25 protein-coding genes and 1 pseudogene are annotated in these 20,336 nt (G+C 69.3%); 12 read left to right on the top strand and 14 right to left on the bottom strand.

Features of this window, described 5'->3' with window-relative positions; translation table 11 throughout:
- Positions 1-56: 56 nt before the first annotated feature.
- Together HD597_RS02005 and HD597_RS02000 are read right to left on the bottom strand one after the other, a co-directional pair.
- Entirely contained in the window at positions 57-1,124 is a 1,068-nt protein-coding gene (locus HD597_RS02005) for an epoxide hydrolase family protein (RefSeq protein ID WP_253739924.1), read from the bottom strand.
- A complete protein-coding gene (locus HD597_RS02000) occupies positions 1,121-1,819 on the bottom strand; it encodes an alpha/beta fold hydrolase (RefSeq protein ID WP_253739923.1) in 699 nt (232 codons plus the stop codon). The genes HD597_RS02005 and HD597_RS02000 overlap by 4 nt, the downstream gene beginning before the upstream one ends.
- A gap of 86 nt (positions 1,820-1,905) precedes the next feature.
- On the opposite strand from HD597_RS02000, the gene HD597_RS01995 reads away from it, so the two are divergent.
- Positions 1,906-2,853, top strand: a complete 948-nt coding sequence (locus HD597_RS01995; RefSeq protein WP_253739922.1) for a helix-turn-helix transcriptional regulator — start codon at positions 1,906-1,908, stop codon at positions 2,851-2,853.
- A 316-nt stretch (positions 2,854-3,169) separates the two neighbouring features.
- Here the strand turns inward: HD597_RS01995 and HD597_RS01990 are convergent, their stop codons facing one another.
- Both HD597_RS01990 and HD597_RS66550 read right to left on the bottom strand, forming a co-directional pair.
- On the bottom strand, positions 3,170-3,547 hold the full coding sequence (locus HD597_RS01990; RefSeq protein WP_308210562.1) for a Tn3 family transposase: 378 nt from the start codon (positions 3,545-3,547) through the stop codon (positions 3,170-3,172).
- Positions 3,445-3,660, bottom strand: coding sequence for a Tn3 family transposase (locus HD597_RS66550; protein WP_372513351.1), 216 nt, complete (start codon positions 3,658-3,660; stop codon positions 3,445-3,447). Before HD597_RS66550 ends, HD597_RS01990 begins: the two co-directional genes overlap by 103 nt.
- Between HD597_RS66550 and HD597_RS01985 the strand changes: the two genes are divergently transcribed.
- The 8 genes from HD597_RS01985 (at position 3,568) to HD597_RS01950 (ending at position 9,201) form a co-directional block, all read left to right on the top strand.
- Positions 3,568-3,822, top strand: coding sequence for a hypothetical protein (locus tag HD597_RS01985; protein WP_253739920.1), 255 nt, complete (start codon positions 3,568-3,570; stop codon positions 3,820-3,822). The two genes, HD597_RS66550 and HD597_RS01985, sit on opposite strands and share 93 nt — an antisense overlap.
- Before the next feature lie 98 nt (positions 3,823-3,920).
- Positions 3,921-4,469 carry an RNA polymerase sigma factor gene (locus HD597_RS01980; protein WP_253739917.1) on the top strand — a complete coding sequence of 183 codons (549 nt, stop codon included), beginning with the start codon at positions 3,921-3,923 and terminating at the stop codon, positions 4,467-4,469.
- A 233-nt stretch (positions 4,470-4,702) separates the two neighbouring features.
- Entirely contained in the window at positions 4,703-5,398 is a 696-nt protein-coding gene (locus HD597_RS01975) for a hypothetical protein (RefSeq protein ID WP_253739916.1), read from the top strand.
- 111 nt (positions 5,399-5,509) lie between these two features.
- Positions 5,510-6,097, top strand: coding sequence for a tyrosine-type recombinase/integrase (locus HD597_RS01970; protein WP_308210561.1), 588 nt, complete (start codon positions 5,510-5,512; stop codon positions 6,095-6,097).
- A gap of 145 nt (positions 6,098-6,242) precedes the next feature.
- A complete protein-coding gene (locus HD597_RS01965) occupies positions 6,243-7,805 on the top strand; it encodes a TnsB C-terminal domain-containing protein (protein WP_253739914.1) in 1,563 nt (520 codons plus the stop codon).
- A 30-nt stretch (positions 7,806-7,835) separates the two neighbouring features.
- The gene (locus tag HD597_RS01960) at positions 7,836-8,480 is read left to right on the top strand and encodes an AAA family ATPase (protein ID WP_253739912.1); all 645 of its coding nucleotides are present in this window, start codon (positions 7,836-7,838) and stop codon (positions 8,478-8,480) included.
- Positions 8,477-8,854 (top strand): TniB family NTP-binding protein, encoded by a 378-nt coding sequence (locus tag HD597_RS01955; RefSeq protein WP_253739910.1) that lies wholly within the window; start codon positions 8,477-8,479, stop codon positions 8,852-8,854. Before HD597_RS01960 ends, HD597_RS01955 begins: the two co-directional genes overlap by 4 nt.
- Positions 8,851-9,201, top strand: coding sequence for an STAS domain-containing protein (locus HD597_RS01950; RefSeq protein WP_253739908.1), 351 nt, complete (start codon positions 8,851-8,853; stop codon positions 9,199-9,201). Before HD597_RS01955 ends, HD597_RS01950 begins: the two co-directional genes overlap by 4 nt.
- Positions 9,202-9,368: 167 nt before the next feature.
- Here the strand turns inward: HD597_RS01950 and HD597_RS01945 are convergent, their stop codons facing one another.
- The 4 genes from HD597_RS01945 to HD597_RS01930 all read right to left on the bottom strand — a co-directional run bounded on the left by HD597_RS01945 (position 9,369) and on the right by HD597_RS01930 (position 11,495).
- The gene (locus HD597_RS01945; RefSeq protein ID WP_253739906.1) at positions 9,369-9,686 is read right to left on the bottom strand and encodes an ATP-binding protein; all 318 of its coding nucleotides are present in this window, start codon (positions 9,684-9,686) and stop codon (positions 9,369-9,371) included.
- Positions 9,687-9,847: 161 nt separating this feature from the next.
- A complete protein-coding gene (locus tag HD597_RS01940; RefSeq protein WP_253739904.1) occupies positions 9,848-10,522 on the bottom strand; it encodes a hypothetical protein in 675 nt (224 codons plus the stop codon).
- 155 nt (positions 10,523-10,677) lie between these two features.
- Positions 10,678-11,073, bottom strand: a complete 396-nt coding sequence (locus tag HD597_RS01935) for an STAS domain-containing protein (RefSeq protein WP_253739902.1) — start codon at positions 11,071-11,073, stop codon at positions 10,678-10,680.
- Complete coding sequence (locus HD597_RS01930; protein ID WP_253739900.1) at positions 11,064-11,495, bottom strand: STAS domain-containing protein; 432 nt, start codon at positions 11,493-11,495, stop codon at positions 11,064-11,066. Before HD597_RS01930 ends, HD597_RS01935 begins: the two co-directional genes overlap by 10 nt.
- A 236-nt stretch (positions 11,496-11,731) precedes the next feature.
- Here HD597_RS01930 and HD597_RS01925 point away from each other — a divergent pair, with 236 nt between their 5' ends.
- Entirely contained in the window at positions 11,732-12,046 is a 315-nt protein-coding gene (locus tag HD597_RS01925; protein WP_253739898.1) for a helix-turn-helix transcriptional regulator, read from the top strand.
- Between the two features lie 96 nt (positions 12,047-12,142).
- Here HD597_RS01925 and HD597_RS01920 read toward each other — a convergent pair whose 3' ends face one another.
- Positions 12,143-12,592 (bottom strand): STAS domain-containing protein, encoded by a 450-nt coding sequence (locus tag HD597_RS01920; protein WP_253739896.1) that lies wholly within the window; start codon positions 12,590-12,592, stop codon positions 12,143-12,145.
- 731 nt (positions 12,593-13,323) lie between these two features.
- On the opposite strand from HD597_RS01920, the gene HD597_RS01915 reads away from it, so the two are divergent.
- Positions 13,324-14,100 carry a GNAT family N-acetyltransferase gene (locus tag HD597_RS01915; protein WP_253739895.1) on the top strand — a complete coding sequence of 259 codons (777 nt, stop codon included), beginning with the start codon at positions 13,324-13,326 and terminating at the stop codon, positions 14,098-14,100.
- A gap of 89 nt (positions 14,101-14,189) precedes the next feature.
- Here the strand turns inward: HD597_RS01915 and HD597_RS01910 are convergent, their stop codons facing one another.
- Positions 14,190-14,792 carry a hypothetical protein gene (locus HD597_RS01910; RefSeq protein ID WP_253739893.1) on the bottom strand — a complete coding sequence of 201 codons (603 nt, stop codon included), beginning with the start codon at positions 14,790-14,792 and terminating at the stop codon, positions 14,190-14,192.
- A 29-nt stretch (positions 14,793-14,821) separates the two neighbouring features.
- Positions 14,822-15,793 (bottom strand): tyrosine-type recombinase/integrase, encoded by a 972-nt coding sequence (locus HD597_RS01905; RefSeq protein WP_253739892.1) that lies wholly within the window; start codon positions 15,791-15,793, stop codon positions 14,822-14,824.
- Positions 15,794-16,123: 330 nt separating this feature from the next.
- Here HD597_RS01905 and HD597_RS01900 point away from each other — a divergent pair, with 330 nt between their 5' ends.
- Entirely contained in the window at positions 16,124-17,563 is a 1,440-nt protein-coding gene (locus HD597_RS01900) for a serine/threonine-protein kinase (RefSeq protein WP_253739890.1), read from the top strand.
- Between the two features lie 79 nt (positions 17,564-17,642).
- Here HD597_RS01900 and HD597_RS01895 read toward each other — a convergent pair whose 3' ends face one another.
- The 3 genes and pseudogenes from HD597_RS01895 to HD597_RS66545 all read right to left on the bottom strand — a co-directional run.
- A complete protein-coding gene (locus tag HD597_RS01895) occupies positions 17,643-19,322 on the bottom strand; it encodes an AbiJ-related protein (RefSeq protein WP_253739888.1) in 1,680 nt (559 codons plus the stop codon).
- A complete protein-coding gene (locus HD597_RS01890; protein WP_253739886.1) occupies positions 19,273-19,626 on the bottom strand; it encodes a hypothetical protein in 354 nt (117 codons plus the stop codon). The genes HD597_RS01895 and HD597_RS01890 overlap by 50 nt, the downstream gene beginning before the upstream one ends.
- Positions 19,627-19,780: 154 nt before the next feature.
- A pseudogene (locus HD597_RS66545) lies at positions 19,781-20,326 on the bottom strand (TniQ family protein); the annotation flags it as partial.
- Between the last annotated feature and the right edge of the window lie 10 nt (positions 20,327-20,336).

The following is a 20,336-nucleotide window of genomic DNA, read 5'->3' as shown; positions in this document are numbered from 1 at the left end:
TGTTCCCCATCGGGTGAAGACCACTGGTGCCGCGGCCGGTGCGCTTGCGGGCGAGGTCATCGGCGGAGGGTGAAGAACGTGCGGAGGTCGTCGGCGAGGAGTTGGGGTTCCTCTTGCGCGGCATGGTGCCCGCCTTTGTCGTAGGTGTTCCAGTGCACGATGGCGCTGTGGTCGCGTTCGGCGAGCGGGCGGATGGAGGGGAAGAAGTCGTCGGCGAAGCAGGCAAGGCCCAGCGGGATCGATGACGGCCCGGCAGGCGGCCTGTTGCCGTGATAGCCGATCAGGGCCGAGCTGCCGGCGGTGTCGGTCAGCCAGTAGATGGTGGCGTTGGTGAGGATGTAGTCGTCGCTCACCGCGTCGCCGAACAGCTGCAGGTTCCAGGCCAGCTGGCCGGCCGGGGAGTCGGCGAGCGCGTGCGCCAGGGTCTGCGGCTGGGTGGACTGGAGGGCGAGGTAGGAGCTCCGGCCGGCCATGAAGCGTTCCAGGGCGGCCAGTTTCGCCCGGTCGTCCGGCCCCAGCAGGGCGCGCTCCGCCGGATCAGCGGAGGGCAGGGAGAAGATCTGGGTGACGTGCACCCCGACGACGCGGTGCGGATCCAGGCGTCCGAGCTCAATGGAAATCAGGGAGCCGACGTCGTTGCCGTGCGCGCCGTAACGTTCGTAACCGAGCCGGCGCATCAACTCCGCCCACGCCGCGGCGACGCGGCGGCGGTTCCAGCCCGGCTCACGCGGTACGCCGGAGAACCCGAAGCCGGGCACTGAGGGGATGACGAGGTGGAAGGCGTCGCTCAGCCGGTCGATCAGCGGCAGGAACTCTACGACCGACATGGGCCAGCCGTGGGTGAGGATGAGCGGCAGGGCGTCCGGCCTGGCCGAACGGATGTGCAGGAAGTGCACGTCAAGCCCGTCGATTTCGGTCATGAACTGCGGATGGACGTTGATCCGCCGCTCCCAGGCGCGCCAGTCGTAGCCGTCGCGCCAGTAATCGACCAGGTGCCGGACGCGGCCGGCGGGCACGCCGAGCCCATGGCCGGGCAGCGGGCGGGTGAAGCGGGTCGCGGCCAGCCGGGCGGCCAGGTCGTCCAGGCTCTCCTGCGCAATCTTCACCCGGTACGGCCGCATCATGACCGGGCCACCTCGTCCAGCACCCGGGCCAGCAGCTCCGGTTCGGTGATCATCGGCCAGTGCCCGGCGTCCAGCGTGATCACCTCCAGGCCCGGCATGCGCGGCGGACCGCCCCGGTCGGCCGCGCAAGCGATGTAGGTACGGGGCAGCCTCTGCACCGCGCGCAGGTCGGCCGGCGCCGGATCCTGGTAGGTGCCGATCGGCTGGCCGACGCCGCGTGCCCGCAGCCAGGCCCGGTCCTCGGGGGTGAGCCCGTGCTCGCCGAAGTTGGCGTCGATGACCTCGTCGCTCATCACCGGGATCCGCCCGTCCCGGACAGTTTGCATGATCGCTTCGACGACGGGCGCGGGCGTGCTGTCGAACAGGCTTTTGCCCGGCTCGGGCAGCATCGCGGCGAGGTAGACCATTCGGGCGATCCGTCCGGAAATCGCGGTGGCGGCGATCGTGGCCGGGGCTCCGCCGTAAGAGTGCGCCACGAGCACCACCTCACGCAACCCGGCGTACTCGATCGCAGCCGCGATGTCGCGGGCATGCGTGGTGAGCGTCGTGTCCGACGAGCCCAGATGCGCGCGGTCGCCGAAACCGGTGAGCGTCAACGGATGCACCTGGTGGCCGTACGCAGTCAGCAGCGGCGTCACGCGCTCCCAGGCCCATGCACCGAGGAACGAACCGCCGACAAGAACGATGGTCGACACCGAGTCGACTCCTTTCGATCGATCTCTTACCGGCGCAAGGCTAGGGAGGATTGTGGACGCTTTCTGCCCTCATTAGGATTGCGACCGTGTCCCGTCCCGCGACTCGCGTCCTGGCACTGCTGGAGATCCTGCAAGAGCGCGGCCTGGTGCCCGCCGACGAACTGGCCCGGAGCCTGGACGTCGACGCCCGCGCCGTCCGCCGCTACATCACCGCCCTGCGCGACATGGACATCCCCGTCGAGTCCGTCCGCGGACGCTACGGCGGCTACCGGCTGGCCCGCGGCGTACGCCTGCCGCCCCTGATGCTCGCCGATGACGAAGCGGTCGCCGTCGCGGTCGCGCTGGCCACCGGCAAGCAGCACGAACAGGTGGGAGAGCCCGGCCCGACCGATCGGGCGCTGGTCAAACTCAACCGCGTCCTGCCCGCGCCGCTGCGCCGGCGCGTCACCGCGTTGATCGCCGCCACCTCGGCGACGGCAGGCCCGCTGACCCCCGAACCACACCTGGCGCTGACGCTGGCCGCGGCCGTCCACGCGCGGCACACCGTCCGGATCGAGCACACCCGCGGCGCACGTGAGGTGGACCCATACGGGCTCGTCGTGCACGCACGCCGCTGGTACCTGGTCGGACACGACCATCTCCGCGCCGCCATCCGCATGTACCGCCTGGACAGGATCAGCGGCGCCGCCGAACTGCCCGGCACCTTCACCCCGCCCGACGGTTTCGACCCCGTCAGCCACGTCCTGCACACGCTGACGCTCGGCGCCTGGACCCACCGCACCGAGGTTTGGCTCGACACCGACCTGGACACCGCCCGCGACCATCTGCCGGCCACCTTCGGCGACCTCCACGCCTGCCCTGACGGCGGCGTGCTCCTGGTCAGCGGCGCGGAGAACCTGCCCGCCATGGCGCGCATCCTTACCGGCCTGCCCTGGCCCTTCACCGTCCGCAACCCGCCCGCGCTGGTCGCGGCGCTCGCCGAGCACATCACCGCGCTCACCCTGGCCGTCGCCCGCTCCCATCCCGCACCGTAGCCGTCGGCGCCTCTCAGCCCACGGCGCGGCGGCGTCATCGTCGCCGCCGCTCTCGCCCACGAAACAGCGATCTTCCTGCTGGGGCGCGTTGGTTCCAGCAGGCGCAATGTCCAGGCATCAGCCCGACGTCTGCACGTGGCGGCGAGTCAGCCACATCGTCGGCGGCCTCGCGCCGGCGGACAGTTTGGCTCGCGTACCCATGAGATCGAGCAGGCCTAGCAGCGCGCCACGCCGACCCTGATCGCTGTTTTTCGCCGGTATCCCCCTCGCGCCAAACGTTGGCAACGCTGGCTCACCTGCGGCGGCAGAGCCCGGCTCAGGCTGCGTCCGCCTCCTCGCCGAGGTCGAGGTGGACCTCCATGCCGTCCAGCGGCGCGTTCAGGTCGTAGATGTAGTCGCCGAAGCGGCGCACGTTGTTCTCCTGGTAGGGCGACATGATGGCCACGTCGGCGCGATGCACCGTCTCGCCCTCGCTGCGCAGCCGGTTGAGCACCAGCGACATGTCCAGGGTGGTCTGGTACATGATCAGGTCGGCGACCAGGGTGTTGAACTTGATCGCTTTCTCCTGCTCCTTGGGCTCGTTTTCGGCGATCACGCCGTTGTTGCCGAACCCGATCCACTTGGAGAAGTTGTTGAAGGACTCGACCATGTTGGTGGCCCGGGTGATGTTCTCCCGCAGCGTGGCGTCGGAGATGCACCTATCAGCACCATGGTGTGGATCACGCGGCCCAGCTCGCGGAAAGCACGGTAGATCTTGTTGCGTTTGGAGTCGTGCCGCAGCCGCCGCAGCAGCGTGATCGACGACAGCTCGCCTTCGCGGATGGAGACATCGCCTCACAGCAGTTCGAGGGCATCACCGACTTCATCGTCGGCGATGGAGGCCAGCGGCCGGTCCTGGCCGAGCCGCTCTGGGAATCGCGCGTTTCCGAGAACCCGAGGTACACCGCCTCTGCGCTACCAACACGCTGAAACTTCTTGAAGTTGGCGCGTAATGATGGGCTCGCTCCACACATAGGAAGCATGTCTGTATTTCGTGCTGACAAAGGAATCGCTCATGGGAAGCGCCCGTGCCTGACGAACGGCTGGCCAGATTCGAGGCCGTCTACCGGGAGACATATGGCCAGATCACAGCGTATGCCGTGCGCCGCTGCGACTCGCCGCAGGATGCTGCGGACGTGGTGGCGGAGACCTTCACGATCGCCTGGCGGCGGGTGGACGAGCTGCCGGCAGGGGACGAGGCCACGCTATGGCTCTACGGCGTGGCACGCAACGTACTGGCCAACCACCACCGTAGCGAGAGTCGCCGAAAGGCCCGCAGTGCCGAGCTCGATGTGAAGATGGTCGACCGTTACGCCGATGCTCCCGACGGCGGCCTCGAACGGGAGGCGATCACCCAGATATTTCGGGCCCTGCCCGACGACGACCGGGAATTGCTGGCGCTGGTCGCCTGGGAGGGCCTCGACCACAAGGACATCGCCACGGCGCTGGGCCTGTCGCGCAATGTCGTACGCGTCAGGCTCCACCGCGCTCGCCGGCGCTTTTCCCGCGCGCTGAGCGATGCGGGCATCCGTTCAACCCCGGAAAGCCGGCTTGCGCCGGTGGAGAGGTCGCTGTGAAGAACACCGACGAGATCGACGCCATGACGAGGGCGCTGGCCCGGGTCGCGCCCGGACAGCCGGGAGGCCACCCTTCCGACTCGGAGGCACAAACGCTATTCACCTTGATCACAGCTGAGGACCCCGCCTCAGCCGCTCCCCAAACGCCTCCTGCCCGTTCCCACGGTGTCCGGCGCCTGCCGTGGTGGGCAGGTGCCGTCGGGCGCCGCGGCCGGCTCCTGCCGGTGCTGGGCATGGCGGTCGCCGCCGCAGTGGCCGTCGCCGTGATCGTCACCAGCCTGTCCCCGCCCGCCGCCGTACCGGTCTCGGGCAGGGACGTCCTGCTCATGGCGGCAACCAGCGCCGAGCACATCCCCCAGGGCACGGGGACCTATTGGCACATCACACGTACATTCCAGGGCCCGGACGGACCCCAGGTGCAGGAGAGCTGGACCACCCGCGACGGCCACCGCTGGTCCAGGGACGCCGCTCCCGGCGCCGTCGTCGAGGACCCGGCCCCGTTCCGGCTCATGGGCGCCGAGATCGGTTTCGAGGAGCTCGAAGGGCTTCCGTCGGATCCGGAGGAGCTGAAGGCGCGCATCGCCGGGCGTCCCCGGAATGACAACGCCATGATGCCTGCCGACCGGCAAGGCAAGCTCGTCACCCCGCTGATCACACTGATCACGGACCTGCCGACGCCCGCGCAGGTCCGTTCGGCAGCATTCGAGGCCCTCGCCGCGACGCCGGGGGTCAAGAACGCGGGGCCGGTCGAGGGCGGGCAGGAATTGCTGATCCCGCTCTCCGAGAGCCTGGAGATCAGGATGGTCGTCGATCCCGAGGCCGCCCGGGTGGCGCGTGCCAACATCTTGCTGACCGCCGAAGGGGGTGCGGTGTTGAGCCGCTCGTATATCTCGGTGACCACCGAGTGGACGGATGAGCTTCCGCGGTGAAACCCCCGCGGATGGGCCGGCGTACTTTGTCGAGCAGGACATGGGCGCGGTTGTAGCCGAGACGGGCACGAGCGGTATGCGGGCCGCTGGGAAGTCAGCGGCCTCTGCGCCATCATCTACCTGCTGTTCAGCACCGGGCTGCGCCGCGCCGAGCTGGTCGGCCTGAACCTGGACCAACTCCAGCCGGCCAACCCCGACCGGCTCCGCCAGGCCGGACGGGCCCGCCTGTGCGGCGTGCACCACCAGGCCCGCACCCGCCGCGCCGGAGGCGCCGGCCGCACAGCCCGGCCCGGCCGGATCGTCTTCCTCGGCCGCGACACCCGCCACGCCCTGGCCGACTACCTGCAGACCGAACGGCCCGGCGACGCCACCGCCAGCACCCAGCCCGCCGCGATCTTCCTGGCCGCCTCCACGATCGGCAGCCGCCGCCCCGACGGACGGCTCTCAGCCCGCGCCATCAACACCATCGTCGGCGAACTCGCCCGCCTGCACGACGCCCAGACCACCGACCCTGACCACAAACTCGGCCACCTGCGCCCCCACGACGCCCGCCACACCTTCGCTTTCACCCTCGCGCGCGCCACCGGCCACGACCGCGCCGAACTCAAACGCCGCCTCGGCCCCGCCAGCAAACGCTACCTGCGCCTGTACACCGGCCCACCCGACGACAACGCCGCCGACTACGTCGAGGACCTCTGACACCGGCGACGCCCGGCCCCCCGCGACGGCCGGGCATAACTCCGTTACCGTCAGCGACTTTCGCCGGCGGAGCGGGAACACTCGATGTGGGGCCGGCGAACAGGGCCAGCGCGGTGATGTCATGGCGGTCAGAAAGGGACGGTTGATGGAAACAGCCTCACCAGATGGCGACCCTGTCCCCCTGACGGGCTTCAGCGACGCTCAACGCCAAGCGGCGATCGAGCGCTGGCGGCTACTACGGCCCCACCTCGACGACGACGTCCCCCTTTCCCAGCTCGCCACCTCCTGCGGGGTCGCCGAGCGGACACTACGCCGATGGCGCGCGGCCTACCAGTCCGGCGGTCTGGCCGCGCTGGTGCGCCGGCCGCGCGCCGACCGCGGCCGGGCGCGGATGCCCGAGCCGTTGCGGCTGCTGATCGAAGGTCTGGCGCTGCGGCCGCCCCGCCGAAGTATCGCGGTGATCCACCGGCAGGCCGCCAGCGTCGCCACCACACGAGGGTGGCCGGTCCCCGGCTACTCCACCGTGCACGAGATCGTCCGCAACCTCGACCCGGCGCTCCGCACACTCGCTCTGGACGGCACCAAACGCTACCGGGAGGTGTATGAGCTGGTGCATCGCAGGGAGGCGTCCAAGCCGAACCAGATCTGGCAGGCCGACCACACCGAGCTGGACCTGTGGGTCATCGACCCCAAGGGCCGGCCAGCCCGGCCGTGGCTGACCGCCATCGAGGACGACCACTCCCGCGCAATCGCCGGGTACGCGGTCAACCTGGAAGCGCCCTCGGCGCTGTCCACGGCGCTGGCCTTCCGGCAGGCGATCTGGCGCAAGAGCGAGCCGGCCTGGCACGTGTGCGGCATCCCCGAGGTGTTCCACCTCGACCACGGCAGCGACTTCACCTCATCGCACCTGGAACAGGTGATGGCCGACCTGCGCGTACGCCCGATGTTCAGCAAGAAGGGCCAGCCGCACGGCCACGGCAAGATCGAACGGTTCATGGAGACCATGAACGAGATGTGCCTGGCCCACCTGCCCGGCTACGCCCCCAAGGGCAGCAAGGACCGCGCCGCCCAAGCCACGCTCACTCTCGCCGAGCTCGACACCGCGATCGGCCGGTTCATCCGCGAGGTCTACAACCTGCGCCCACACTCCGAAACCAAGGTTCCCCCGCAGGCCCGGTGGGAGGCCGGCGCGTTCATCCCCCGCATGCCCGACTCGCTGGAGCAGCTGGACCTGCTGCTGTGCACCGTCGCCAAACCGCGCGAGGTCCACACCGACGGCATCCAGTTCCTGGCCCTGCGCTACATCGACCCGGTCCTGGCCGACTACGTCGGCGAACAGGTCACCATCCGCTACGACCCCCGCGACATCACCGAGATCCGCGTCTACCTGCGCCACCCCGACGGCACCGGCGACACCTTCCTGTGCCGGGCGATCTGCCCGCACCTGTCCGGCGAGACCGTCAGCCTCAAAGAGATCACCGCCGCGCGCAACGCCCGCCGCAAACAGCTGCGCGGCCGACTCGCCACCCGCGCCATCGTGGTCGACACCCTGCTGGCCCTGCACGACGAACCGCTGCCCGCCGCCTATCTGGCCAGTACCGGGCTACGCCGGTGGAGCACCTCGAACCAGGGCGCCCCTGCCACCACCCATGACACAGACGAAACTCCTACCCCTGGTGACGGTCCGCGACTCAAACGCTACTGGTGACGGTCCGCGACTCAAACGCTACTGGAATGAGTGACCGGCACCCCGGCCGGAAAGACCCCCGGCGTGGATGAGTCCTCTGCCCCAGGCGACAACCCGTCCGAACCCCACCCAGCCCCGGCCCCGCCCACCGCTGCCGAACCCGCGGCGCGCTCCTACACCACCGACCGTCCCGCGCCCGGCTCCGCTCCGGCGAACCAATCCGAGCCGGCACTCGCGCCGCTCATGGTGACCAAGGAGCACCGCAGATTCGGCGAGTTCGCCGAAGCCGTCCGCCGCAAGCGCTACATCGGCCTGTGCTACGGCGGCCCCAGCGTCGGCAAAACCGAATCCGCCCGCGCCTACACCCGCTGGAACCAACTCGCCCCACACCTCAACGGGCAGCAATCGGCCGTCGCGCCCGAAGCCGACGATGTCCTGGCCGTGCGCGCCGTCATGTACACCCCCAAGGTCCACAGCACCCCGGACAAACTCGACAAGGAGATCTCCCTGCTGTGCGACCAGCTCGGCCGCACCGTCGACCTCATGCTGCAGACCGGCCGGGGCAACGGCGACAACCCTCCATCAGGAACCAGCTCCGCCGGCGCCGAGCTGCTGATCGTGGATGAAGCCGACCGGCTCAAACGGCCGGGCTCGAACAACTGCGCGATCATCATGACCGCACTGGCATCGGCGTGATCCTCATCGGCATGCCGGGCATCGAAAAGCGCCTGGCCCGCTACCCGCAGCTCTACTCCCGGGTCGGCTTCATTCACCACTACAAGCCCCTGTCCATCGACGAACAGGCTCACGTACTGGATCGCAAGTGGCCCAACCTGGGCCTCGGAGCGAGTGACGATTTCGCCACTACCGAGGCGATTGCCGCCATCACCCGCATCACCAGCAGAGCCTGGCACCTGCCCGGCGATGCAGGCCGCCTTGCGGCGGTTGAGGTGGCAGATCCGGGTAAGGAAGGGGAGGCGAGGATGATCTGCCCGCCTGGCGTGCGCGCCGCCGCCGTCTCATCGTGGTGGTGGGGCGTCCGGCTTGACCACATCGAGCGTTCACCATGACTCAGTTGACGATCACTGTTGAGCAGAGGTCCGGCTTCTCCCTGGTTGCGCTGGGCGGGGAACTGGACCGTCAGACCCGGCCCGGCCTGCTTCGCGTCTTCAGTCGGCTCCTGGACGAGCCCACTCCCCGGATCGTGATCAACACCCGTGAGCTGGTCTTCTGCGACTGCCACGGCATGGGGATGCTGATCAGCGGGCAGCGCCGGGCCGAAGAACGGGGCGGCGCTGTCCGGCTGATCGGCGTGCACGGTCCCCTTGCCCGGCTGCTGACCGTCACGCAGCTGGTCGACCGGTTCCCGCCCTATGCCAGTCTCGCGCAGGCCGGCACCTGGCCGGCTCGCGGCTGACGGGCCTGCCTGTTTCCCCTCCCGGTGAGCGCGCCTGCCGGTCTGGTAAGCCCGTCTTCCGCTTGCGCCCGGGTGGGGAGACGATCAGATGGTGCAGCCCAGGCGCAGCCGCAGGCGGCACCCGCCGCCGGGATGATCCAGGCTGACCTCCTCGCATAACCGGGAGATCACCCAGAGCCCGAATCCGCGCGGCCCGGCGATCGGGGGCGGGTCGTCAGATGGTGCCGCAACCGCTCGACGGTCAGCGTGCCGGCCGGATCGAGCACCTCGATGTGCAGGCCGCCGTCAGGGTCGATGCGGGCCAGAAGGCTGCCGGAGCCGCTGCCGTGCTCGAGCACGTTCGCCGTGGCTTCCCCCACCACGAGCACCACGTCATCCAGCCGGGTCCCGCCGAAACCGGCCGCCGAGGCGAAGGCGCGCACCTGATCCCTGACCCGGCCCAGGTCGTCGGTGATCAGGCAGTGCAGCACGGCATGCTCGTCCATGCCCCGCTCACCTCTACCCTCGCCGGGCGCGAAACCCCGCTAATCTTCCCATCACCGGCGGACCCATGCCAGGTCATCGTCACGATCGTCTCTCTGGTGCCGGAAACCGGCCCGATCCTCCCCCGAGGTCGCTCGGGGGCTGTGGAGGCGGGTCGCTGGGTCTAGTCGAACTGGATGCGGTGGCGGGTTCTCCAGCCGGAGGCCACCTGCCGATCGGTGGCTGCCTCCAGCCGGTCCAGGGCCGCCAGGCGCCGATCGCGATCGCTGGCCCGCCGGTCGCCTGCGGACGCCTGCCGATCGGCGGCGCTGGCCTGCCGGTCCCCGGCGGCCTGGTCCTGATCCCGCTCGACGTCTTCTTCGGCGGTCAGCCGCTCGCCGCGCATCTCCAGCAGCAGATCACGCAGCTCGGCGCGGTCCTGGCGGGTCTGCGCGCGCGCCGCCGCGGCCAGCTTCCGCTCGCCGGCCAGCAGGGCCAGTTCCCCGGCCGCGACGTCGGCAGCGATGTGGCCGTCCTGTCCGGTCAGACGGTTGTGCCGGTCAGCGGCGGCCCGATCACGCTGCTCAGCCTCCCGGTCGCGGACTTCGGCCGCCCACAGCAGGTCATGCACGCGCCGATCGGCGTCATCCCGGTGCGGGCGTGTCTGGCCGGTGGTGTGCCGGCGGTCGTCGGCCGCCTGGTCCCGTTCCCCGGCCGCCTGGTCGCGTCGCTGCCCGGCCGCATCCCGGGCCGCCGCGTGACGATCCCGGCCGGCGGCTTGCCGGTCACGGCGCTGGGCCGCCTGGTCGCGCCAGTCCGGATCTTGCGGCTTCTGTTCGTGATCGTCGCTCATCAGCATCACCGTCGCCGTCCGAGGGGCCCATCATCCAACGAGACCAGCCGGAGTGCCACACCCCCCGGGGGCAGGACGCCGGCGTCCGGGGGCCGCTTGAAGACGTCCCCGGGAAGGTGTCCCCGGGAAGGTGGCCCAGGATCTGCTCTTCGCGAGGTCTTCTACGCCGGGCCGTGGCCGGGCTCGGTGAAGCCGGGCTCGGTGAAGCCGGGCTCGGTCATGCGTTCGATCGCGGCCAGGGCCTGTTCGAGGTGGTCGTAGGTACGTACGGCGGCCAGGGCGCCGGTGATCTCCAGGATGCGAGCCACCCGTGGCTGCAGCCCGGTCAGGTGCACGGCGGCGCCGTGGGCTTGGGCCAGGACGGCGGCGGCCAGCAGGACGGCCAGGCCGGAGCTGTCCAGGAAGGGCATCCGGCCGGTGTCGATGACCAGGTGGTCGTCCAGGCTGCGGCGGACCAGCAGGATGTAGTTCTCCAGCTCGGGAGAGGTGTTGATGTCCACCTCGCCGTCGATGGTGATCACGCAGGCGGCGGGCAGGTGCTGGCAGGTCAGCCGCATGGCGGCCTGCCCGGGCGCGGCGCCGGCGCGGGAGTCTCGGACCGTCCGGACAGGGCGGTGATCGCGGCGTCGATGCTGGGGTGGATGTCGAGCGCGTCCCAGACCTCGGTGATCTGCAGCAGCCGGGCGGGCAGATCCCGCACCGCGGCCAGATGCAGGGAGCCGCCGTCCTGGCGTACCTGCCGGTGCACGCGCAACAGGACGTGCAGGCCGGTGCTGTCCATGAACGTCAGCCCGCCCAGATCGAGCACCAGGGGCCGGCCCGGCTGCCGCATCCGGCCGATGTACGCCTCCAGGTCGTCGGCGTTGGTGGCGTCCAGCTCCCCGGCCACGCTGATCACCACACCGGACTCCGGAGCGGCCGCAGGACCGGTCGCCGGGTCCGCAGGCAGCGGGCGGCAGCCCAGGCGTAAGGGCGTCATGGCGGAGTCGGCGGGGTGCAGGCCGTGTGAAGGCGGGTGATGGCGATCATGACCGTCTCAAAGGTAGGCCCGGCTGGTACGACGGCGACGGTGCCGTCACCGCGAGCGTAAGGGTGAAGGCTGGTGCAGGAAAGCCAGTTCGCCCTAGGATCTTTAGGTAGCGAGATGTATCCGTTCCGCATCCCTGGAGCGCTCGGAGCGCCTGGGGCTCTGGCCGGAGAAGGCGAACGCGAACCGTGAGTACACCGGCAGACCGTCCCCCCACCTGGACTTTCCTCACCCACCACGCCCGCGTCCTGGTCGAGATCGCCCGAGACCCCGGATTACGGGTGCGCGACCTGGCCCGCCACATCGGCATCACCGAACGGGGCGTGCAGAAGATCCTCACCGACCTGCACCAGGCCGGCTACCTGACCCGCGAGCGCGTCGGACGCCGCACCCACTACAGCCTCAACCTGGAAGAGCACTTCCGCTACCCGACCGAGGCCGGCCTGCCCGTCCGCCTGCTGATCGACATCTTCGTCGACCGGGACACGAGCGGCCCCGCCTGAAACGGGAGCCACCGGGGCGCCCGGCCCCCGGCATCACGCCCCCGCATCAGGCCCCCGGCATCAGGTCATCAACGGGCCGGCCCTGCGCGTGTGGTGTCAGCCGGATTCGGCCGGGCCGGGGCCCTGGTCCGGCAGGCGGTCAGGCGCCGTCTCGGCGGCCCCGCCTTCGGGGGCGCGCAGGTGCGGCGCGGCCGCGGCCGCGCCGGCCACGGTGGCCAGCGCGATGCCGGTGCTGGAGTGCAGCTGGAAGTGCTGGTCCAGCCCCGTGATCGCGAGCAGGCGGGCGGGAGAGCCGTGCAGGGCGGTCAGATGGACGGCGGCGCCGTGCCGCTCGGCGAGGACGAAGGCGTCCAGCAGCACGCGCAGGCCCATGCTGTCCATGAAGGTGACCCCGGCCATGTCGAAGATCAGGTGATCTTCGGGCCGGCGGCGAGCCTCAGTGATGAAGTGGTGCAGGCCGGGAGCGCAGGCCAGGTCGATCTCCCCGGCCAGGATGAACACGGTCGCGCCGACGTGGTGCTGGTGATGCATGGATAGCAACGGCATGAAACTTCCCTTGTCGCAGCGACGGAGGCATCTGCTGATGGACCAGCCCAGGACGAGCCTTACAACGGGAAATCTCCCGTACCGCATCCTCGCAGACATCAGGTCGTCACTTCGTGAGATGGCGCCGACGGGCGACAGCAGGTTCCGTCGCGGTGCCGGCACTGCGGCAGGGGGCTACCGTGGCGGGTATGGGCGTCCCCGCAGCCGTGGGGGACGCCTCGCCCTGCTGATCGTTGTTCTGGCCGCCGGAATGTGGCGATGGATCAGTGGCGGGTGGAGCGCTGGCGGTGGCGGGCCCGGGAGGCCGCCGCCATCGTCGCGCGGGCTCGGGCGATCGCCGAGCGGGCGGCCCGGATGGCGCAGGCGGCGCGGGAGCGGGCGCTGCGAGAGGGCCCTCGCCGGGGGTACCCCTCCGCAGTGAGGGCCGAAACGTTGAAGACCCTCCCCGGCTGGCTCGTGCACGAGCGGCCCGCTGCCGGCGTTTCCTGGCCGGCGATGGGACCTGGGGTTCCCGGTGGGAGGGACGTTGCATGAAGGTTGGAGCCCTGGTCATCGACCCAGGCGCACGTCGCGCCCTGGGGCCTGCAGCTCCCTTGCCCTGGTTGTCAGTTTTCGAAGTCGTCTGCACGAATGCGCGAAGTGGTCTGCACGCCGTGGCTGACGGGGCTGCCCCGGCAGTGCGACGATGAACGAGGAAGCCCAGCACCCCCTGGCGTCTGAAGGGCGGCACCGTGAGCAAGGGCAGCCGGCTGAGGGCACGCAAGAAGTCCGAGGGATTGAGCGAGCACGGTCTGATCAACGGCTGGGCTGATGCCGCTGGTGTCCGGGTCCGGCAAGCTCGGGCGGGTGACCTGTCGGCTATTGCCGACCTGGTGCCGTTGGCCGGCGTTGGGCTGGAGGACGTGCTACGGGAAGCGGTCACGGCCGAGTTCGCGGGGGCTGCCCTGCGCAGCGGGTTGCGCGGCGGGCCTGACGCTTTCCACCGGCATCTGGCCGAACAGTTCGCCCGCAGTTTTGACGATCCGCTGCAGGCCTACCTGCATGCCGCGCTCGTGCTGGTGGCCGAGCATCGCGATCGCGGGATCGTCGGCACGCTGATCGCCTACCCGCCCATCAACGTGGCTGACGATCACCTGCAGGTCCTTCCTGCTGACGTCGATCGGCGCGAAGCGCAGCGGCGGGTGGTGATGCTCGGCGCGATTGGTCTGGCGAAGATCAAGGCGGTGGCCGTGGCCGAGGCCGAACGTCGCCGCGGAATCGGCGCGGCGCTACTCAAGCGCTGCAGACAGATCTACGTCCACTGCGGCTACCTGCTGCTGTACGGCGCGATGCCGCCGACGCCTGGGTTGAGCGCCTTCTACCGGCGGCAGGGCTTCGACGTGATGGAGCCCGGGGCGCCGCTGGATATGTGGATGGTCTTCGGCGTCCATTCCCGCATCCTGCCCGGCGCCGATGAACGCTTCTTCTTCCGCCGCTTCCAGCCGGGCACCGTGCACCCCGGCAGGTAGGCCGATGCGTCGTGCTGGGGCGCCTGCCTGCAGCGCAGGAACGGTCGCCGACGCAGGGGAATCGTCTTGCGTTGGTTCCCGAAGCGTCTTCACTGGCTGGTGCACAGCGGCGGGATCACGCCGGTCTGCGAGGCCGTGGCCACCAGGTGTCTCATGCCCTCGGGGACCTTCGATCCGAACGGCTGGCCCTGCCGGTGGGCCGTCAGGGAGTTGTTGAAGATCGTGATCGCGGTGTGGAGCAGTCCGGTCGGCACCGAGTGGCCGAGACGCTGCTCGACTCGGGTCTGAAGCTGGCCGATGTCCGTCGCCTCCAGGAGCATCTCAGCGATCGTGTCGATGATCAGATCGAATCTGGTCATGATCAGGTCGGCTTCCCGGGGGTGAACCTCCAGCGAGGTGCCGTACTGGTTGCGGCGAACCGTAACGGTGAACCCGTCTTTCTCCAGGGCCTCGCGCAGGTGTCGGTGGGGCTCCGGCTGGTCCATGCCGTACACCACGACCAGGCCTGACCAGTTCTCCGTGCGCAGGGCGAACCCTTGGATGCGCAGCCGGTCGACGAGGTCGCTCACCTGCTCGCGAACCTGGTCGAGGTCGCTGATGTGCACCGGGTCGAGCGAGGTGTCCCCGCGAACGACATGGTGGGGGTAACGGGCCGGGGTCTTGAAGTAGTCGACGAGCCATTTCCCGTCCACGGCGGCCTCCCGGTCGTCAGGTCTAGGAGTCAGTGGGTACGGCGGGGCGGGGCGAGGATACCGGTGATCTCGGCGACGGCCTCTGCGCCGGGCCGGGTGTAGCGCATGGCGGTGCGCGGGTTCTTGTGCCGGGTCTTGGCCATGATGAGCTGCAGCGGCACCTTCTGCTCGCCGAGGTGCGTGGCGGCCGAATGACGAAGCTGGTGCGGATCAAGGCCGAGGTAGCGCTCCATCAGGACGCGAACCCGGTTGTAGCCGAGGCGGGGCCGTCCGGTGAGCGGGCAGATGTGCTCAGGGCCGGGCCGGCGGGCGGGGACGGGCTTGCGCTCGGCGAGGAACAGCGGCCCGCGGGTGCGGACGGGCCCGTCGGGGTGAGCGCCGGCGTGACCGTCGGGGAGCCGGAGCAGGCGGGGCAGGAGGCGGGCGGTGCCGGCGTCCCAGTACACCCATTCGACGTCGCCGCCCTTGGAGCGCAGCGGTGCGCGCCGGTTCTCCAGGTCCAGGTCCTCGACGTTGAGGGAGAGGATCTCGGCGGCGCGGGCGGCGGTCTCGTACAGCATCCGGTAGAGCGTCTTCTCCCGGAGGGGGAGGTCACGCCGCGACAGCAGCCGCTCGATCGTGGTCTTGGAGACGGCCTTGGTGTGGTCGACGTTCTCCCGGCGGCGTTCGGCGGCGGCCGGGACGGACGGGGCGACCCAGTTCTTCTTCGCCTGGCACCAGGTGAGCCAGGAGGAGACCGCGGCCCGGTTGCGGTTCCACGTCGCCGGCGCGCACCCGCCCCACAAGAGGGTGAGCGCGTCGCCGATCTCGGCGTCGGCCACGTCGGCCAGGAGGCGGTCGCGGCCACCGAGCGCGGCGATGGTGCGGTCGACCGCGGAGGCGTAGGCGCGGTGGGTGTTGGGGTTGGCGACGCGGTGGGTGGCCAGGAATTCGTCGGCCGCGTCGGCGAGCGTGGCGCCGGCGCCGCGGATCGCGGTGACCTTCGCGGCGGCTGCGGTCATCGGCCGCGCGCCTGCGCCGGAGCGATGTACCGGATAACGTGCCCGAGTCGCGCATCGGCGGTTGGAGCGGATCGCCAGCTCGGCCGTGATCGTTCAGCGCTCATGTACGTGATAATAGTCAATTATCACGTACATGAGTTGGGCAACCCGCGACCTATCCGCGTTGCGGGAAAAAGGCGCTATGACGTCAACTATTCCGCTATGGTTGACGTCGTGACAACTAATAATTCTCCCCTCCGCCTCGGCGGGGTGACAGAGGTCGCCGATGAACTCGGGGTGACTCGGCAGCAGGTGGCCAAGCTCCGCCAGCGGTCCGGGTTTCCTGCGCCGATGGCCGAGCTGAGTGCGGGTGCCATTTGGGACCTGGACATGATCCGGCGGTGGCGTGGCAGCGGTTTGCGCCGCGGCGCGGGGCGTCCTGAGGCGGCAGTAGGCCCGCGGTCGGTTGGCCGGAGGTTCGAGCTGGGCAACAAGCTCGGCGACGGCGGGTTCGCCAGTGTCTACTGGGCCCGAGACCTCGCGGCGGCCGGTGACCGGGCTCGTACGGCGGTCAAGATTCTGCGGGAGGCCGATCCAGACATCGTCGCTCGCTTCGAGCGCGAGCTCCGGCTGATGTCCGAGCTCAACCACGTGAACCTGATGCCGGTCATCGCGAGCGGCAATGACCCCGATGTGGGCATGTGGTATGCCATGCCCCTTGCGTTGGGAAGCCTCGCCGACGAGGTCGGCAACATCACGGAGCCGGAGGAGATCACCGAGGTGATGCGCGCGGTCTGCAGGGGCTTGGCCCACATCCACAGCAAGGGGATCTTCCACCGCGACCTGAAGCCCGAGAATGTGCTGCGGTCTCGCGGCGGAGAGTGGGCGATCGCCGACTTCGGGCTGGCCCGCGTCGTGGCCGAGAGCAGCGTGCTCACCGAGACCTACGACGTCATGGGCAGCCACTACTACATGGCCCCCGAGCAGATGAGGGACTCCAAGCACATCGACGCGCGCGCGGACGTCTACTCCGCTGGCAAGATCATGCAGGCGCTCATCATCAAGGGACTGCCCGTCGACGACGACATCCCGGCGGGCCCGCTGCGCGGGGTGATCCAACGTGCGATCGCGCCAGACCGGGAGCGTCGCTACGCGAGCGCGACACAACTGCTCGACGCGATCGAAGCCGTCTTCAGGCCGGTTCCCACCGGCTTCTGGGAAACAGCAGAGGACAGGGCTCAACGCCTGTTCCCTCGGCTGGAGGCCGGCTATATCGCCGACCCCACGGCCTTCGACGAACTGGAGCAGTGGGCGAACGAGATCGACTTGAACGACTACGACGACATGGGCGAGTTCGCCTGGGCGTTCTGCGCGTTGCCCGACGAGTCGGTGGAGCGGTGGTGGGAGGGCAACCCGACGACCTTCACCCAGGTCTTCCAGGCGTTCGTCCGGCGGCTCGGCGGCAACTTCGGCTTCACCACATGCGACCGCCTGGCGAACTTCGCTGAGCGTGCGGCGCGGGTAACCCAGGACCTGACGATCCTGAAGGAGGCCATCTGCGGGCTCTCCGAACTCGGGATGCATCACAACCGGTGGCACGTCAGGGATGTGGCCGTCGCGATGCTCCAGCGCATCCGCGATACCGATGAGGCCCTCGCCGCCCTGGAGGGACTCCGCGAGGCAGAGCCGGAAACAGTCGCATGGACGGTTGGGGACTCGGTCGTGCGCACCTTGCACCCAGTTCTTCGCGCTGGGCTGGCCGATCTCTTCACCGACAAGCCCGGCGTCTGAAGCACTCCCCGCAAGAGCTGGCGGTCCCTCGTGCCGCGCCTCCAGCCGGACCTGGTTCTGGCGAGTCCGGCCGGCCGGATCAGGACACCGTGAAAGGATGCTTGGCGAGCAGGGCTTCGAAGAAGTCCTGGAGCATCGCAGTGACCGAGGTCTCGTTCCTGGTCAGCTCGTAGCCGCCGAACCGGTACACCTCATACCCCTTGAGCCGCAGCGCCCGGTCTTCAGCGGCCATCTTGGAGTACCGGTGGGGTGAGGCGGCCGCGCCTTCGTCCATGCCGTCGGCGTAGTGCTGCTGGCCATCAACTTCCAAGACGACACGGGTACTGTGCGGCAGGAGCAGCAAGAAGTCCATGCGCTCGCGTCCCAGCACGCTGTCCTTGCCGCCTCGTTGTCTTCGGGTCTGCGGGTCGTAGTGCAAGTACACCTGCGGGATGAGGGCGGGGCAGCGAACGGTGTCCTCGCGCAGGAGATAAGCCTGGGCGTAGGCGCGGAAGAGGACCTGCTCCGGTTTGCTCGACAGCGACCTCCACAGCCGATTGCACAGATCTCGTCCGGCATCAAGATCGGACATCTCGGTGGGGAGAGACTGGCGGTCGCGCCACCAGGACAACAGGTCAGCCCAGGTGAGCCCCTCGGGGTTCAGAGGCCTGTCGTAGACCAGGCAGTTCTCGGCATTACGTACGATCTTGATGTCGTTGTTCACCGCGTCCCCGAGCACAATCTTGGGCTTGGGCCCGTCCGCGGCGAAGATGATGTTCTTCATCGTCCCAGAGACACCACCACCGATCCTGCGACCGCTGAAGATCGGCGCCCCGCTGATCTGTCCGACTGCAACGAGCTCGTACCCGTCATGGGCAAGGACGGAGTTGTAGAAGGCGCGCAGATGCCGAACCTCGACCTGCTCAGGACGTACTACGGGGTGAAGGGTCTCGGCCAGGAACCGCAGGAGCCGCCCATCCTGCGAGCCGATGCCGAACCGCTCGTCCCGGTAGATCCAGTCGGCGGGGTAGTCGTCGTTGTTGATGCAGTGCTGGATGAGGTCCAAGCGCGCGGTGGCGTACCGGGGGTCGCTGCTCGGCATCTGGTCCAGGTTGTACAAGCGGTCGAGAAAGGCGACCTCGTCGAGTGTGCCCCACCAGAACAGATCCGGGCGCTCGACCGGGGCGCCCGTCTCTGTCAGCTCATTCATGATCTTCATGCGGACTGCGTCGAGACCGCCGAGGAGCCTACGGCGGGTGACCTCCGTGATCTGCTCGGCAGCGTCATCGCGGTTGTTGTGGTGCTCGGTCTGTAGGTCCTCGATGGTTTCCAGCTGTGCGAGCACCGGCTCGAACAGGCTGGTGAGGTAGTCCCGCCGCTTCGCCCAGCCGCCCGCATCAGACATCCCCCGGCTCTTCCAGTACTGACGGAATCCGGACTGGTCTCGAAACGGCGGGTCGAACACGATACGAAGACGCCCCAGGACAGCACGCAGAGCCCTCAACGCGACGGCGATCTCGGCGTTGTCTAGGCGGAGGTTCTTCTGCTCGGTGCCGTAGTCCAGCAGCTCATCCCAACTCAGCCGGGCCAGCGCTGATGCGGCGTCCACGTCAGCAAGGTCGGCTAACGGCCCCTTGCGCAGTTGCTCCACCCGCGCCGAATCGAAGATCGTCCCGTTCGGCGTCTGGCTGAAACCCTTCAGGAAGGGATTACCGGGAGGCATTGCCTCATTATCCTCTGGCCACTTCACCACCTGCGAGCGTTCCCGAGCGAATGTCACGCGAGCCATCCATGTGCCGGTGCGGAGCTGGTCCCAGCGCCGCGCCGAGCGTGCCGCAGGGAATGATCCTCCCGTCCGCGGCCAGTTGCACTGCGGTGGCCGCCGCGTGCAGCATCGCTTCCTGACGTGCCGGGCTCAGCCGCTCGTACGGCCGCCAGAGGATCAGACCAGCCCGGACCGGCAAGTCCGCGGTGTCCCAGATCTGGTGCAGCATGGCGGCCGAGTCGGGGCCGGCCCGGGAGTCGACCATGCTGGCCTCGTCCAGCAGCGTCCGCAGCAGGCGTAGCCATTCCCCGACGTGCACCGTGCGCGAGGGTAGTGTGACACTCGCCGGTGGCGATGCCTTCGAAGGTGAGCCTGTCCAGCGCGGCGACGGCGTCGGGGACCGGGCGGGGGGTCATCGGCTCGCCGTAGCGGTGAGCCCGGCGAACCTCGTGGACTCGTTCCAGGCGGCATCCGTGTTCCGCGCAGCTGATCATGAGGGGGAGCGCGGCGAGCAGGAGGATGCCGCGGTCGGGTGGGCAGGTGGGGCAGACCCGTCGTGCCGTCCGCCATGGGCGGCTGCGCGCTGGCAGCCAGGGTACCCAGTGGTTGAGGACGTGATATCCGGCCCGGCCCGGCGGCAGCAGTACCGAGTCCTGCCGGACATAGGCAGAGAATGCCTTCTGCCCGTCGGCGGGATCCAGGGTGTCGGCCAGCCACGGCACACAACCGGAGATCGTCATCCGGCGCAGCCGGCCTACCGCGATGCCGGTCCGCGCGGTGAGCGCGCGTAAGACGGCAGCGGGCGCCTGGTAGTCCAGGTCTGCGTAGCGTGGGCGTACGACGTCAAAAGCGGGCACCTGGTAGTCCAGGGCTGCGTCGCGTGGGCGTACGACGTCGAACTGCGCTGACGCCGGACCGAGGTTATAGGTCAGCAGCTGTTCGACCGACAGGCGGTACAGCCCGGCAAGACGGCCGAGCCAGGAGGTGAGCGCCTCGCCGGGGGTGGGCTCGGGGTGCACGGGCCAGCGA

This window comes from Nonomuraea thailandensis (genome assembly GCF_024172165.1).
Lineage (GTDB): Bacteria > Actinomycetota > Actinomycetes > Streptosporangiales > Streptosporangiaceae > Nonomuraea > Nonomuraea thailandensis.
Note: the sequence above shows the minus strand (reverse complement) of the source record. Positions and strands in the feature narration are given on the sequence as shown.